We start from the raw sequence: 14,118 nt of genomic DNA on the forward strand, positions 1-14,118 counted from the left end.
GCCTGCCGACGGACCCCGGATGCCCGCGCCACCCGTCACCCTGTGCGATCACACAGGCATGTTCCGGCCATTCGGTGACACAGCTCACTCCAGGTCGCGTGCACGGATTCGCCACTTCACGCGTCTATCCCGTTGCCGGACCCCCACCCCGGGGCCCGGCACGAGATCCGCCGCAAGGGAGCGAGCCTTGATCACTGTCATCGAGCAGGCCGTGCAGGCCCGACTGGTCGCCACCGCACCGAAGGTCGACACCGTACCCGTCACGCTCTGCTACGACCGGTCGGATCCCTTCGCCGTCCGGATGGCCTTCCCCGCGCCCGCGACCCTGGAGGGCGTCGAGGTCTCGTGGACGTTCTCGCGGGAGCTGCTGGAGTACGGGCTGAACCGCCCGTCCGGCTGCGGGGACGTGCGCGTGCGCCCGTACGACGCCGACCGGACCACCGTGGAGTTCCACGCCCCCGAGGGGGTCGCGATCGTGCTGATGGTGACCGCGGAGCTGCACCGCTTCCTGGAGCGGGCCTCGACGATCGTGCCGCCCGGCCTGGAGCACCTGTACCTCGACATGGACCAGAGCCTCGCCGAGCTGATGCGCGACTCCTGCTGACGCTCCGCCCGCCGCGTTTAATTCGCTTGCCCGCCGCTCCGGCCGCCCCGTAGCTTCGTAGACGCCCCATCGCCGTCGAAACGGAGCAGGACGTTGCTTCTCTGAGGTCCGAGACACCGACCACCGCCCTCATCCGCGGTCTCCTGTGTCTCCCCCGCGTTGCACTCACCACTCACGCAACCTGGAGGCCTCCATGAGTCCTGCTCCCACGTTCATCACCTGCTCCGACCTGTCCTTCGACTGGCCCGACGGAACCCCCGTCTTCGACGGGTTCCAGCTGGCCGTCGGCCCCGGCCGTACCGGCCTGATCGGTCGCAACGGCTGCGGGAAGTCCACCCTGCTGAAGCTCATCGCCGGGGAACTGACCCCGACCGACGGCCAGTTGACCGTGGCCGGCACCGTCGGCCAGCTGCCGCAGACCGTCACCTTCGACACCTCCCTACGGGTGGACGAGGCGCTCGGCGTCCACACCACCCGGGCCGCCCTGCACGCCATCGAGGCGGGCGAGGCGACCGAGGCCAACTTCGCGGCCGTCGGCGACGACTGGGACGTGGAGGAACGGGCCCTCGCCACGCTCGACCAGCTCGGGCTGGGCCGGATCGGACTGGACCGCACCACCGGCGAACTGTCCGGCGGGGAATGCGTACTGCTCCGGCTGGCCGCCCTGCTGCTGGGCCGTCCGGACGTCCTGCTGCTGGACGAGCCCACCAACAACCTCGACCTGCGGGCCCGGCGCCGGCTGTACTCGGCCGTCGAATCCTGGTCCGGGGTGATGCTCCTGGTCAGCCACGACCGGGAACTGCTGGACCGGGTCGACCAGATCGCGGACCTGCGCGACGGCGAACTCCGCTGGTACGGCGGCAACTTCACGGACTACGAGGAGATGCTCGCGGCCGAGCAGGAGGCGGCCGAGCGGATGGTCCGGGTCGCGGAGGGCGACGTACAGCGCCAGAAGCGCGAACTGGCGCAGGCGCACGCCAAACTGGCCCGGCGCAAGCGGTACGGCCAGAAGATGTTCGAGAACAAGCGCGAGCCGAAGATCGTCATGGGTGCCCGCAAGCGCGCGGCGCAGGAATCGGCGGGCAAGCACCGCATCATGCACACCGAGAAGCTGGCCGAGGCCGAGGAACGCCTCGACCAGGCGGAGCTGGCGGTGCGCGACGACGCCGAGATCCGGATCAAACTGCCCGCCACCCAGGTCCCGCCGGGCCGCCGCGTGCTCACCCTGAGCGCGCTGCACCCGGTCCACGGCTCCGCGATCGCGGGCGAGTGGGAGCTGCGCGGTCCGGAGCGGATCGCACTGGTGGGGGCCAACGGCTCGGGCAAGACCACACTGCTGCGCACGATCGCGGGGGAAATGGCCCCGCTGTCGGGCGAGTCGGTGACCCACGTCCCGGCCCGGTTCCTGCCGCAGCGGCTGGACGTACTGGACGACGAGCGCTCGGTCGTGGAGAACGTGGCGCGGTTCGCCCCGCACGCGACGAACAACCTGATCCGGGCGCGGCTCGCGCACTTCCTGTTCCGGGGTGCGCGGGCGGACCGGCCGGCCGGCACCCTGTCGGGCGGCGAGCGGTTCCGGGCGACGCTGGCGGCGCTGCTGCTCGCGGAGCCGGCCCCTCAGCTGCTCATGCTGGACGAGCCGACGAACAACCTGGACCTGGCGAGCGTAAGGCAGTTGACCGATGCGCTGGATTCCTACGAAGGGGCGCTCGTGGTGGCGAGCCACGACGTGCCGTTCCTGAAGTCGATCGGCATCACGCGGTGGCTGCTGCTCGACGACGGGCTGCGGCCGACGACGGCCGAGGAGGTCCACCGCTCGCTGTGGCACGGCTAACGCGGCAAGGGCAGTAAGGCCCAGGACTTGGTGCCGCCCATCGGGGTGAGCACCGGGGTCAGACCCCAGTCCCCGCCGCAGGCCTCGACCACCGCCGACAGCAGCCACATCCCGCGGCTGCGCCGGCGCCGGCACTCCTCGCTCGCCTCGGGCGAGGAGTGGGCCGGGTGTTGGTCGAAGACGACGATCCGCAGCGCGTCGAACTGCCAGCGGACCTTGAGCACCATCTCCTTGTCGGGCGTGAACCGGTAGGCGCAGGCCACGAGTTCGGAGGCGGCCAGGGCCGCGTTGTCGCACAGGTCGGGCAGTCCGTGCCGGTCGAGCAGGGACCGCAGGGCGCCCCGGGCGCTGCCCGCACAGTGGGCGCCGCCCGGCAGGCCTATGGAGTAGCTCAGTTTCTCCGCCCCTGGCGGTGCCTGCCGGAACTCGTGGACCGAGCGCAGGCCACGGAGAGTGCCCGTCATCGTGCTGCTCCAAGGTTCTGAGGTGCTGAATGCGCTGATGGCCGTGTGGTCGTACAAGAGCTGGAGGTCGCCCCGTGTGAGACTTGCGCTACCGACCGTAGCGCAACGTGGTGCACAGTGCTACTACTTGTACGACGACTTGATGTTTTCTCATGGCATTTCCGGACTCGTGAGGGCACTCCTGCATGCCCCGGCCGGAGGAGAGGGGACCCGTGCCACCGAGGAGTACGCCGACCGCGCGCCAGCAGCGCCTGGGCTCCGAGCTGCGCAAACTCCGCGAGCAGTCGGGCATGTCGGTACAGCAGGCGGCCGCGCTCATGGGGGTGGACCGCACCAGGATCCCCAACATCGAATCCGGCCGGATCGCGATCGGCGCCGAGCGTGTCCGCACCCTCGCCTTCAACTACGACTGCCCCGACACGGGGCTGGTCGACCTGCTCGCCTCCATGGCCCAGGAGCGCGAGAAGGGATGGTGGGAGCAGCACCGGGGGATGCTGCCGCCCGCACTCCTGGACATCTGCGAACTGGAGCACCACTCCGTCGCATTGCACACCGCCGTGACCACGCACATACCCGGGCTGTTGCAGACCGAGGCGCACGCGCGGGCCGTGTTCGACACCGCAGACCCGCCGCTGCCCGAGCCCGACCTGCAGGCGCGGCTCGCCCTGCGGATGCACCGCCAGCAAGTGTTCGCGCGCGAGGCACCGCCGTTGTACGAGGCGGTCGTGCACGAGGCCGCGCTGCGCATGCAGTTCGGCGGTCCGAAGGTGGCCAGGGCGCAGCTCGAACACATACTGGAACAGTCGGAGCGGGCGCGTACGACCGTCCGCGTGATTCCGTTCACCGCCGGCGGGTTCCCCGGCGCAGGCCAGTCCTTCACGTATGCGGCCGCCACGATCAGCGAGCTGGACACCGTGCAGCTGGACAGTTCGCACGGCTCGATGTTGCTGGATTCGCAGATGAAGCTGCTCCGCTACCGGGGCCTGCTGGAGCGGCTGCGCTCCCTGGCACTGCCGGCCCGCGACTCCCGCGATTTCATCCGCGCCATCGCGCAAACCCTCTGACCGGGCCGACCGGCCGACCGGCTGACTGACCACCGAGCCGGATCCGACGAGGAGACGAGAGAACGACATGGGCACGACGACCACGACCGCGACCACCCCAGCGACCCCGTCCGCGACGGCCGGCATCGCCTGGGACGAGGCTTTCTGCAGCGAGGGGGCGAACTGTTTCCGCTTCGGGCGGGACGCCGAGGGGAAGGCGTACATCGGAACCACCGACTCCGCCGCCTACGTCACCGACTCGATCGATGCGCTCCGTGCGCTGATCTCGGCCGTCAAGGCGGGAGCAGCGGACCACCTTCTGGCATGACTTTGGTCCCTTCAGGCCACTGCACACCCCCCTCAAACTGCACAGATAACGGGACGTAACCAGACAGAGGTCCCCTTGGGGCTTGGCTGGTCTTGATGTCGCGCTTAACCTACGACTCCGTAGGCTACGGAACCGTAGGTAAGTCTCTTTGCACTCAGGAGTACCCGTGACGATCACCTCTCCCCACCTCGGCAGCTCGGAGGCGTGGACGGACGCCAAGCTGCTGTTCGCGCTGGAAGAGGTGGTCGAGAAGGAACTCAACCGCCATCTGAAGGTCACCAAGGACTGGATGCCCCACGAGTACGTCCCGTGGAGCGACGGCCGGAACTTCCCCGGCTTCTTCGAGGACGGCGAAGCCTGGGACCCGCAGCAGTCCAAGGTCACCGAGATCGGCAAGATCGCGCTCGTCGTGAACCTGCTGACGGAGGACAACCTCCCCAGCTACCACCACGAGATCGCCTCGCTTTTCGGCCGCAACGGCGCCTGGGGCACCTGGGTGCACCGCTGGACCGCCGAGGAAGGCCGTCACGGCATCGTCATGCGCGACTACCTGCTGGCCTCGCGCGCCGTGGACCCGGACAAGCTCGAAGCATTCCGGATGCAGCACATGTCGGAGGGGTTCGAGTCGGACAACCGCCACTCGATGCTCCACTCCGTGGCGTACGTGGCCTTCCAGGAGCTCGCGACCCGCATCTCGCACCGCAACACCGGCCACCAGTCCGGTGACCCGGTCTGCGACCGCATGCTGGCCCGCATCGCGCAGGACGAGAACCTGCACATGGTCTTCTACCGCAACCTGCTGGGCGCGGCCTTCGAGCTCGCCCCGGACCTGACGATGCAGGCCGTACGGGACGTCGTGGTCGACTTCCGGATGCCCGGACACGGGATGCCCGGCTTCGAGCGGATGGCCGCGCAGATGGCGATCGGCGGGGTCTACAACCTGCGGATCCACCACGACGACGTGCTGAGCCCCGTGATCCGCTTCCTGAAGATCATGGACATCGACGGCCTCGGCCCCGACGGGCAGAAGGCCCAGGAGGAGCTGGGTCTGTTCATGGACGGCCTGGACTCCGAGGCCCGCAAGTTCGACGAGCGGCTGGCCGCCCGCGCGGCGCGCATCGCGGCCCGCAAGGCCTGATCGCACCGCTCGATCGCACCGCCTGGTCGCACCCTCTGATCGCACCGCGTGATCGCACCGAGGCCGCCGACCTGACCGGTTTCCGCTCGCTCGGGCGGGTGACGACGATTGCCCTGGCAGAGCCCCGCTCTGCCAGGGTTTCGCGTCATGACCGCCATGACGCCGCTCCACGTCGAGATCGACCAGCTGGCCCGCCTCGCCAACGCCCTGGACACCTCGCTGGCCGCGCTCCGCGAGGCCCGGCGGGAGCTGGACCACGTACGGGCCGACCAGCTGGGCACGGCGGACCTCGACGCGGCGTGCGACGGCTTCCAGGAGAGATGGGGCCACGGCACCAAGGAGCTCGCCGGGCGGATCAAGACCGTGCGCGAGGGCGTGCGTCGCAGCGCCGCCGATTACGCGGAGCTCGACGAGGCCATCCGCGCGGCCTTCCGGCAGGCGGCGTCCGCCCGTGACTGACTCCTCCGCGGCCGGCTCCCGCTCGGCCGGCGCCTCCTCGGCCGGTCTCTCCGCGCTCGGCTTCGATCCGGCTCCGGGGAGCCCCGACGCGGTACGGGCCCTGGCGAAGAAGCTCGGCTCCTCCGCGGACCGCCTCGCGGAGACCTCCCGCGTCGTCGACGCCCTGGTCTCCCACAGCTCGGCCTGGCAGGGCGAGGCCGCCACCGCCTTCCGCGCCTCGCTGTCGCAGGAGCTCCCCCGCCACCTCCACGCGGCCCACACCTCCCTGGCGGAGGCGTCGCGCAAGCTGGCCGGCTGGCACGACACCCTGGCCGCCCACCGCACCCTGGCCGCCCGCTACGCCTCCCTGGCCGCCGCGGCCACCACCGTGGAGGCCCTCACCGACGCCCGCCGGCTGGCCCGCGAACTGGCCTCGGAGCACGCGGCGGCGGCCCGCAGGGTGGCGGACACGCTGACCGCGACGGCGGAGCGGCTGGCGCCGAAGGAACCCGGGGTGCTGGAGTCGGTCTGGAACAAGATCGTCGACGATCCGGCCGACGCCCTCTCGAACGCCGCGGCCATCCTGGGAGCCGCCGGAGCGGGCATCGCCCTCTTCTTCCCGCCGGCCGGGATGGCGGTCATGCTGGTCGCGGGCGGGCTCTCGCTGGCCGCCCTGACCGCGCACCTGGCGGACCCCGGCTTCCGCAAGCCGCTCGCCGAGGGTTTCACCCGGGGCAAGTTCGACGCAGCGTTCTGGAAGAACGGCGTGACCCTGCTCGGCGACGGCCTCGGCGCCGTACCGGGCGTGGCCGCCGTCGCCTCGGGCGCGAGGGCCGGTACGGTCGCGGCCCGCGCGGCCATGGCCGTCCCCGAGGCCGGCGCCCTGGCGGGTGTCTCGCCGGGCGCGGGTGCCTTCGCCCGCACGACGTGGAACACCGCGGACGAGCTGCGCAAGGTGGAGAGCCCGCTCGCCGCGTGGGCGCTGCGGTCGTCGACGCCCGAGGTCCGGGAGCGGGTGGGGGTGGCCGTGGCCACCACCGGAGCGGCCACGGCCGCCGCCGACTACACCGGCGACGACGCCGCCGTGGACCGCGGCTCCACAGCCGTGGACGGCACCCGGCTCGCGGTGGAGGACGGTCCGTCCACGGTCGCGAAATCGGCCCGCCTCTGGACGCTGGTGCAGCCGTGACGAGCCGGTACGTCCCACCCGTCTGGTTCCGGCTGCCTCCCGGGTTCCACGACATCGGCCCCGAGGACCGGGGCGCCCTGGAGGAGGTCGCCGGGGTTCTGGGGGCCCTGGGCGGCTTCGGTGACTCCGGCGGCTTCGGCGGCTCCGGCGGCTTCGGCGGCTCGGGCGGCTCCGGCGACGGCACGGGTGCCGCTCCCGGAACCGGTGCGGGGGCCCAGCTCGGCCGGCTGATGGACCGCCTCGACGAACTCGCCGGTCAGCCCGGCCTGCACCTGGTCCACACTGCGGTCGGCCTCCACCCCGAGGGCCCGGAGGCCGTCTCCACCTCGCTGTTCTCCCTCTCCGTCCGGCCCGCCGACGAGTTCGGGCCAGGGGCCGGGTCCGGGGCCGGTGTGGCGCGTACGGCCCTGGCCCTCGCCCGGTCCGCCTCCGGGAGCGACTCGACGCGCAGGTTCGTCGACCTGGCATCGGGCCTCCCGTGCGCCCTGGTCTGCGGGACCGTCCCCGCCTCCGGCACCGCCCGGGAGCTGTTCCAGGCCAGGGCCGTCACGGCGCATCCGGAGGGCCGCCACCTGTTCCTGCTCGACCTCACCAGCGCGGCCACCGAGCACGCAGGTGCGTACACCGCCATCCTGGAGGCGGTCGCGCACACGATCGCCTTCGCCGATCCGGCGCCCCGGACGCCCGGGGCGCCGGGCGGCGCCGGGACCTCGCGGATCCTGGAACTGCTGGGGTGACGCCGCCGCCCGTCGGGGGCCTTGCGGCCGGGGCCCGTCGTTCGGGTCAGGGCCGGCGGCGCAGGGCCTGGCGCTCGGATTCGGACAGGCCGCCCCAGACGCCGAAGCGTTCGTCGTTGGTCAGGGCGTAGTCCAGGCAGGCCTTGCGGCCCTCGCAGGCCCCGCACAGCCGCTTCGCGTCGCGCAGCGAGGAGCCGGGTTCCGGGAAGAAGAAGCCCGGGCCCGTCTGGGCGCAGAGGGCGAGCTCGTACCAGGCCGGGGCGGCGGTGGCGGTATCGGTGGCGGTGGTGTTCATCGACATGCCGCAGAGCCTGTCCGCCGGTGATGGACGTCCGATCAACGCCTGATCAACAGCACAGAGTGAACGACCGTGCGTGCGATGACTTCGGTACCATGGCGGTATGACAGACGGACGCGTGGAGCGCGGGAACCAGACGCGGCGGACCGTCCTGGAGCGGACGATGGGCATCGCCTCGGTGGACGGCCTGGAAGGACTGTCCCTGGGGAAGATCGCCACGGATCTGGGGCTGAGCAAGAGCGGCGTGTTCGCCCTCTTCGGCTCCAAGGAGGAGCTGCAGCTCGCCACCGTGCAGGCCGCCCGGGCCGTCTTCGTCGAGCAGGTCGTACGGCCCGTACGGGACGAGCCCGCCGGACTCGCCAAGGTGTGGCGGCTGTGCGAGAGCTGGCTCGGCTACTCCGGCCGCCGCGTCTTCCCCGGCGGCTGCTTCTTCTACTCCGCCTCCGCCGAGTTCGATTCGCGTCCCGGGCCCGTCCACGACGAGATCGCCAAGATCCGCGGCGACTGGACCCGGTACATCGAGCGGCTGCTCGACGAGGCCCGGCTGGCGGGCGGGTTCCGCGGGGCCGCCGCGGACGTGGACGTGGAGCAGCTCGCCTTCGAGATCATGGCGATGATGGAGCTGGCCAACGCGCATTCCGTGCTGCACGAGGACACCACGGCCTACGACCGGGCCGCGCGCGGCATCCTCTCCCGGCTGCGCGCGGCGACGGCCGCCCCGGAGGAACTCCCGGAGCGGCCGCCCGTGCTCGCGTTCCCGGTCGCCGGCTTCTCCGCCGTCGACGCACCGGCCGTCAGCCTCCCGGCCGCGACCGCTCCGGGCGCGACCGGCCGCTGAGCCGCATCGCGGCGCCCGCGACCGCCGCGGCGAGCGCGGAGAGCGCGATCAGCAGGAAGATCCCGCGCCAGTGTTCGCCGGCCCCGCCCCCGGTGAGGAGGGCAGCCGTACCGGCGACTCCGAGCGCCCCGCCGAGCTGGCGGGCCGTCATCAGCAGGCCGGTACCGGCCGCGAAGCGCTGCGGCGGGAGTCCGGCCGAGGCCGTGGTCGAGAGAGCGGTCAGCACGGCTCCGATGCCGAGACCGCCGAGGAGTGCGGCGGGCAGGAAGATCTGGGCGTACGAGGTGGACTCCCCGACCCAGCCCCACAGCAGCAGGGCGTTGGCGGCGAAGAGCAGCGAGCCGACGGTGACGGCGGCCCATTGGAGGCCGGCGGGGACCCGGCGGCCGACGAAGAGCGAGCCGGCCATGGCGAGGACGGCGCCCGGTGTGACGCCGACGCCTGCTTGCAGGACCGAATAGTCCCAGCGCTCGACGAGGTAGGACGGGCCCATCAGCAGCCACGCGTACATGGCGATGCCGAAGAGCAGGGCGCCGATGTTGGCGCGGGCGAACAGCGGGTCGCGCCACAGGTCCCGGTCGACGGCCGGCGCGGGATGACTGCGCGAGCGGCGCAGCGCGAGGGTGCCCGCCAGGGCCCCGCCGATGACCAGGACGAGCACCTTGGGGTCGGTCCAGCCCCACTCCGCGCCCTGGGACAGCCCGGCCACCACTCCCCCGATGCCGAGGGCGAGGGCCGTCGTACCGACGGGGTCGGGGAGGCGGCGTGCGGTGCGCGGCTCCCCGGGGATCGCGCGGGCGGCCGCCCAGGCGACGGCCAGTCCGAGCGGGACGTTGACGAGGAAGATCGCGCGCCAGTCCCACCACTCGACGAGCAGTCCGCCGATGCTCGGGCCGACGGCGGCGGCCAGTCCGCCCGCGGCCGACCAGGCGCCGAGGGCGGCGGCCCGGCGGGCGGGCGGCGTGTGGGCGAGTACGAGGCCCAGCGCGGCGGGGATCATCCCGGCGGCGGCCGCTCCCTGGAGGGCGCGGGCCACGATGAGCAGGTCGGCGGTGGGGGCCGCGCTGGCGGCGAGCGAGGTCAGGGTGAAGGCGAGGGTCGAGCCGAGGAAGAGGGCCCGGCGGCCCAGGGTGTCCGCGAGCCGGCCGGCCGCGGCGAGCAGCGCGGCGAACAGGACGGCGTAGGCGCTGACGACCCAGGTCAGGCGGGCGGGCGACACCTCGGGGAAGGCCCTGCGCAGGTCGGGGAAGGCGACGTTGACGACGGTGGCGTCGAGGAAGGCGAGGAAGGTGACGGCGCTGGCCAGCGCGAGCACCCGCCCGCCGCCGGGGCCGCCTTCGACCCCGTGCCACCCGGAATCGGGCGTGGCGGCGGAGCCGGCGGCGGACGCGGGCGCGTCGGGTTCGGGGCGGGTGGAGGTCATCGGGTGGCTCCCGCGGTCTCGGCCGGGCTCGCCGCACGGGTCTGCGACGGGGGTGCGGTCAGGAACTCGACGGCGGCGGCAATGACGCCCTTGTCGAGGAGGACGCGGCGGTGGCCGAGGCCGCTGGTCTCGATCAGGCGGGCCCGCTCCCCGTAGGCCGTGGCGATGGCGCGGGACTGGGCGGGGGCCGCGGTGTCATCGTCCGCGTCGTGCACGAGCAGGATCTCCGAGGGGACCTCCTCGGGGTGGTGACAGGCGCCGAGGCGGGGCCAGATGTCGGGCTCGGTCGGGAAGAGCCGGCGCTGTACGTGGCGCCGCATGGCGTCCTCGACGGCCTGGTTCACGCCCAGCATCGCGCGGAACCGCGCGGCGAGGAAGTCGAAGTCGGCGATGGCGCCGATGCCGACGATCCGGTCGGCACGGATCCCGTCGCGCAGCGCGAAGAAGGTGGAGACCACCCCGAAGGAGTGGGCCAGGACGGCGGAGAACTCCCCGTGCCGCGCCCGCAGTCGGCGGATGATCTCGCGCTGCCGGAGGATGGTGGTGGCCCGGCCTCCGGACGCTCCGTGACCGGGTGCGTCGAAGGAGACCACGGTCCGGCCCTCGGCCAGCAGCGCCTCGACGAACCCGGCGAAGCGCGAGGCACGCGAGGTCCAGCCGTGCACGATGAGGACCGGCCGGTCGCCGTCGCCCCAGCGGTACGTGGTCACGGGTATCCCGTCCACGACGAGCCGCCCGGTCACGGCCCGGGCCATGACCCCGGCTTCGCCCGGCTTCACCTTCGGCCGGCCGAGCGGCCGCACGAACAGCGCGAACGCCACCCGCCCGACCGGGCCCGGGGCGACCCGGGCGGTGATGTTGAGGGTGGTGCTCAGGAGTGAAGCCATGGGGTGCATGCCCGGTTCTCCGGATCTCCTCAGAGTGGCCGGCGGTGCCGGCGGGTCAGGATGATGGCAAAATATTAGCACGATCGTTCGTGTTGTTATAAATGGATGGCACGAGCAGGCTTCCTCGCAGGACCGCCCCCGCCAACGAAGGTAGACGACGCCGATCCGCAAACCAGGACGAACTGCCTTCCGTATCAAGGAATGTGATGACCACCCCCGCCGGACCCCCGGGCGCGCCCGGGGGGGGTACCCCCACCTGGGCCGGGTGGGCCGCCGGATGTCCTCGGCCCCCGTCCGCCCCGGATCCTGGTCCGAGTCAAGGGAGACGTCGGCGAACGGGGACAGCACGATGACCGGTACGGGCACAAGCACGGGCACAAGCACGGGCACTCGCTCACGCAAAGGCATGCGGCACCGGCGGGCGGCCGCGGCCGCGGTGCTCCTCGCCCTCGCGGTCACCACCGCGGGTCCCGCCGCGGCCGCCACCGCCACCTCGGGCCACCCACCCACCGGCCCGGTCGGACCGGTCGGACCGGTCGGGATCTGGCGGCTCGACGGCTACGGCACCGTGCTCCGCGTGGAGGCCGGACGGCTCCAGGAGTACCAGGTCACCGGGATCAGCTGCCTGCCCGGCGCGAGCGCACGGCGGGTACCGGGCAGCGGCGGCTCGGCAGCCTTCCGCTACGCCACCGAGGACGACGAGGTGCTCACCGTGCGCCCCGGATCGGTGCACGTCGAAGGCTCGGTCGGCGACCGCGCGACCCGGCGCCTCACCTCCCTGCCCGAGCGCTGCCGCGAGGCCCAGGAGCCCGGCCCCGCCTCGGACCCGGTCGCCACCTTCGACGTGTTCTGGCAGACCTTCGCCGAGAACTACCCCTTCTTCGCCGCCAAGGGCGTCGACTGGAACGCCGTACGCGAGAGCCACCGCCCCCGGGTGCACGCCGGCACCACCGAGGACGAACTCTTCGCCGTCTTCGAGGAGATGCTCGCCCCGCTGCACGACGCGCACGTCCACCTCTCGGACGGCGGCGACCGGTTCTTCGGCAAGGTACGCCCGGGCACCGTGATGCCGACCCTCGAACTCGAGACCCGCGTCAAGGCGTACATCCAGGAGGTGGACCTCGACGGCCGGGCCCCGCAGGAGTTCGCCCAGGGACGCATCTCCTACGCCGACCTGCCCGACGGCCGCGGCTACCTACGCCTCTCCGGCTTCGGCGGATACACCGCGAGCGGTGACTTCGCCTCCGAGAGCGCCGAGCTCGACCGCGCCCTGGAGAGCGTCTTCACCACCGAGCGCACCGCCCGCCTGCGCGGACTGGTCATCGATCTGCGCATCAACGGCGGCGGCTCCGACGAGCTCGGCCTGCGCCTGGCGGCCCGGCTCACGGACCGCCCGTACTTCGCCTACGCCAAGCGCGTACGCGACGACCCCGCCGACGCGAGCCGGTTCACCCGCCCGCAACCCCTGTACGTCCAGCCCGCGCGGGGCCCCCGCTACACCGGACCGGTCGCCGTGCTCACCGGCGGCTCCACCCTGAGTGCGGGCGAGACCTTCACCCAGGCCCTGCTGGAGCGCCCCGGCCGGACGGAGCGCATCGGCGAGCCGACCCAGGGCGTCTTCTCCGACGTCCTCGGCCGCACCCTCCCCAACGGCTGGGAACTCGGCCTGCCCAACGAGCAGTTCCTGACCCGTACCGGGAAGACCTTCGACGGTCCGGGCATCCCGGTCGACGTCACCACCCCGGTCTTCACCGAGGCGGAGTTCGACGCCCGCCGCGACTCCGCCTTCACCACCGCCCTGCGCCGCCTCCCCCGGGCCTAGGGCGCGCCTTGCCGATCAGTCCTCGTGCTTCGCGCGGCTCGGCTGGACGCGCTTGGGCTCGCCCGGCATCTTCGGATAGTCCGGGGGGTACGGCATGTCTCCCAGGCCGTGGTCGTGTTCGTGGCGGTCGGCCAGTTCCAGCGCGGCGTCCAGGGCGAAGGCGTGCTCGTCCATGTCCGCGTGCAGGTCGCCCAGTTCCGCGAAGCGGGCCGGCATCGTCACGATGTCGAAGTCGCGCGGCTCCGCCTCGTCCAGCTCGTCCCAGCGCAGCGGCGCGGAGACGGGGGCGTGCGGGCGCGGGCGGATGGAGTACGCGGAGGCGATGGTGCGGTCGCGCGCCGTCTGGTTGTAGTCGACGAAGATCCGCTCGCCGCGCTCCTCCTTCCACCAGGCGGTGGTGACCTTGCCCGGCATCCGGCGCTCCAGGTCCCGGCCGATCGCGATGGCGCACCTGCGGACCTCCGTGAAGGTCCAGCGCGGTGCGATCGGCACGAACACGTGCAGCCCGCGGCCGCCCGAGGTCTTGGGCCAGCCGCGCAGGCCCAACTCCTCCAGCAGTACGCGCAGTTCGTGGGCGACCGCGACCGCGTGGTGGTAGTCGGTGCCCGGCTGCGGGTCCAGGTCGATGCGCAGTTCGTCGGGACGGTCCGTATCGTCCCGACGGACCGGCCAGGGGTGGAAGGTGAGGCAGCCCAGGTTGGCGGCCCACAGGACGGCGGCCGGCTCGGTCGGGCAGATCTCGTCGGCGGTGCGTCCGCTCGGGAAGGCGATGTGGGCGGTGGGGATCCAGTCGGGCAGGTTCTTCGGGGCCCGCTTCTGGAAGAAGGACTCTCCCTCCACCCCGTCCGGGAACCGCTCCAGGGTCGTGGGCCGGTTGCGCAGGGCGCGGGTGATCCCGTCCGCGACCGCGAGGTAGTAGGCGGCCACGTCCCCCTTGGTGAGGCCGCGCTCGGGGAAGTACACCTTGTCCGGACTGGACAGCCGGACGGCCCGGCCGCCCGCCTCCAGCTCGATCGCTTTGCCCGCTGCACCCATGTGCGCCACGGTAGGCGGACCCGCGCGGACCCGCACACCG

The 14,118-nt window shown here is 72.5% G+C and carries 15 protein-coding genes; 10 read left to right on the forward strand and 5 right to left on the reverse strand.

Translation table 11 applies throughout. The features are described from left to right. Positions 1–187 precede the first annotated feature (187 nt). Entirely contained in the window at positions 188–604 is a 417-nt protein-coding gene (gene ssgD / locus AC3IX6_RS05040) for a spore wall synthesis regulator SsgD (protein ID WP_489369044.1), read from the forward strand. A 193-nt stretch (positions 605–797) separates the two neighbouring features. After that, the gene (locus AC3IX6_RS05045) at positions 798–2,438 is read left to right on the forward strand and encodes an ABC-F family ATP-binding cassette domain-containing protein (RefSeq protein WP_489369045.1); all 1,641 of its coding nucleotides are present in this window, start codon (positions 798–800) and stop codon (positions 2,436–2,438) included. On the opposite strand, the gene AC3IX6_RS05050 is transcribed toward AC3IX6_RS05045, so the two are convergent. Continuing rightward, a complete protein-coding gene (locus AC3IX6_RS05050; protein ID WP_274550398.1) occupies positions 2,435–2,902 on the reverse strand; it encodes an ATP-binding protein in 468 nt (155 codons plus the stop codon). The two genes, AC3IX6_RS05045 and AC3IX6_RS05050, sit on opposite strands and share 4 nt — an antisense overlap. Positions 2,903–3,114: 212 nt before the next feature. Between AC3IX6_RS05050 and AC3IX6_RS05055 the strand changes: the two genes are divergently transcribed. The 6 genes from AC3IX6_RS05055 (at position 3,115) to AC3IX6_RS05080 (ending at position 7,775) form a co-directional block, all read left to right on the forward strand. Then, a complete protein-coding gene (locus AC3IX6_RS05055) occupies positions 3,115–3,966 on the forward strand; it encodes a helix-turn-helix domain-containing protein (RefSeq protein ID WP_489369046.1) in 852 nt (283 codons plus the stop codon). Between the two features lie 67 nt (positions 3,967–4,033). Next, positions 4,034–4,273 (forward strand): hypothetical protein, encoded by a 240-nt coding sequence (locus AC3IX6_RS05060; RefSeq protein ID WP_375947700.1) that lies wholly within the window; start codon positions 4,034–4,036, stop codon positions 4,271–4,273. 166 nt (positions 4,274–4,439) lie between these two features. Then, positions 4,440–5,411: an acyl-ACP desaturase gene (locus AC3IX6_RS05065; protein ID WP_327303295.1), complete on the forward strand. Its 972-nt coding sequence runs from the start codon at positions 4,440–4,442 to the stop codon at positions 5,409–5,411. 147 nt (positions 5,412–5,558) lie between these two features. Next, positions 5,559–5,870: a DUF6317 family protein gene (locus tag AC3IX6_RS05070; RefSeq protein ID WP_489369047.1), complete on the forward strand. Its 312-nt coding sequence runs from the start codon at positions 5,559–5,561 to the stop codon at positions 5,868–5,870. Next, a complete protein-coding gene (locus AC3IX6_RS05075; RefSeq protein ID WP_489369048.1) occupies positions 5,863–7,038 on the forward strand; it encodes a hypothetical protein in 1,176 nt (391 codons plus the stop codon). The genes AC3IX6_RS05070 and AC3IX6_RS05075 overlap by 8 nt, the downstream gene beginning before the upstream one ends. Beyond that, positions 7,035–7,775 carry a hypothetical protein gene (locus tag AC3IX6_RS05080; protein ID WP_489369049.1) on the forward strand — a complete coding sequence of 247 codons (741 nt, stop codon included), beginning with the start codon at positions 7,035–7,037 and terminating at the stop codon, positions 7,773–7,775. Before AC3IX6_RS05075 ends, AC3IX6_RS05080 begins: the two co-directional genes overlap by 4 nt. A 46-nt stretch (positions 7,776–7,821) precedes the next feature. Here AC3IX6_RS05080 and AC3IX6_RS05085 read toward each other — a convergent pair whose 3' ends face one another. Continuing rightward, positions 7,822–8,076, reverse strand: coding sequence for a WhiB family transcriptional regulator (locus tag AC3IX6_RS05085; protein WP_382973104.1), 255 nt, complete (start codon positions 8,074–8,076; stop codon positions 7,822–7,824). 100 nt (positions 8,077–8,176) lie between these two features. Here AC3IX6_RS05085 and AC3IX6_RS05090 point away from each other — a divergent pair, with 100 nt between their 5' ends. Then, positions 8,177–8,911: a TetR/AcrR family transcriptional regulator gene (locus AC3IX6_RS05090; RefSeq protein ID WP_489369050.1), complete on the forward strand. Its 735-nt coding sequence runs from the start codon at positions 8,177–8,179 to the stop codon at positions 8,909–8,911. Here the strand turns inward: AC3IX6_RS05090 and AC3IX6_RS05095 are convergent. Both AC3IX6_RS05095 and AC3IX6_RS05100 read right to left on the reverse strand, forming a co-directional pair. Further along, the gene (locus tag AC3IX6_RS05095) at positions 8,868–10,334 is read right to left on the reverse strand and encodes a DHA2 family efflux MFS transporter permease subunit (RefSeq protein WP_489369051.1); all 1,467 of its coding nucleotides are present in this window, start codon (positions 10,332–10,334) and stop codon (positions 8,868–8,870) included. The genes AC3IX6_RS05090 and AC3IX6_RS05095 overlap by 44 nt on opposite strands. Continuing rightward, positions 10,331–11,221, reverse strand: coding sequence for an alpha/beta fold hydrolase (locus AC3IX6_RS05100; protein WP_489369052.1), 891 nt, complete (start codon positions 11,219–11,221; stop codon positions 10,331–10,333). Before AC3IX6_RS05100 ends, AC3IX6_RS05095 begins: the two co-directional genes overlap by 4 nt. 406 nt (positions 11,222–11,627) lie before the next feature. Between AC3IX6_RS05100 and AC3IX6_RS05105 the strand changes: the two genes are divergently transcribed. Further along, positions 11,628–13,043, forward strand: coding sequence for a S41 family peptidase (locus AC3IX6_RS05105; RefSeq protein WP_489369053.1), 1,416 nt, complete (start codon positions 11,628–11,630; stop codon positions 13,041–13,043). 15 nt (positions 13,044–13,058) lie between these two features. On the opposite strand, the gene ligD is transcribed toward AC3IX6_RS05105, so the two are convergent. After that, positions 13,059–14,078, reverse strand: a complete 1,020-nt coding sequence (gene ligD / locus AC3IX6_RS05110; protein WP_489369054.1) for a non-homologous end-joining DNA ligase — start codon at positions 14,076–14,078, stop codon at positions 13,059–13,061. Positions 14,079–14,118: the final 40 nt, after the last annotated feature.

It is taken from the genome of Streptomyces sp. GL_141, assembly GCF_057834385.1.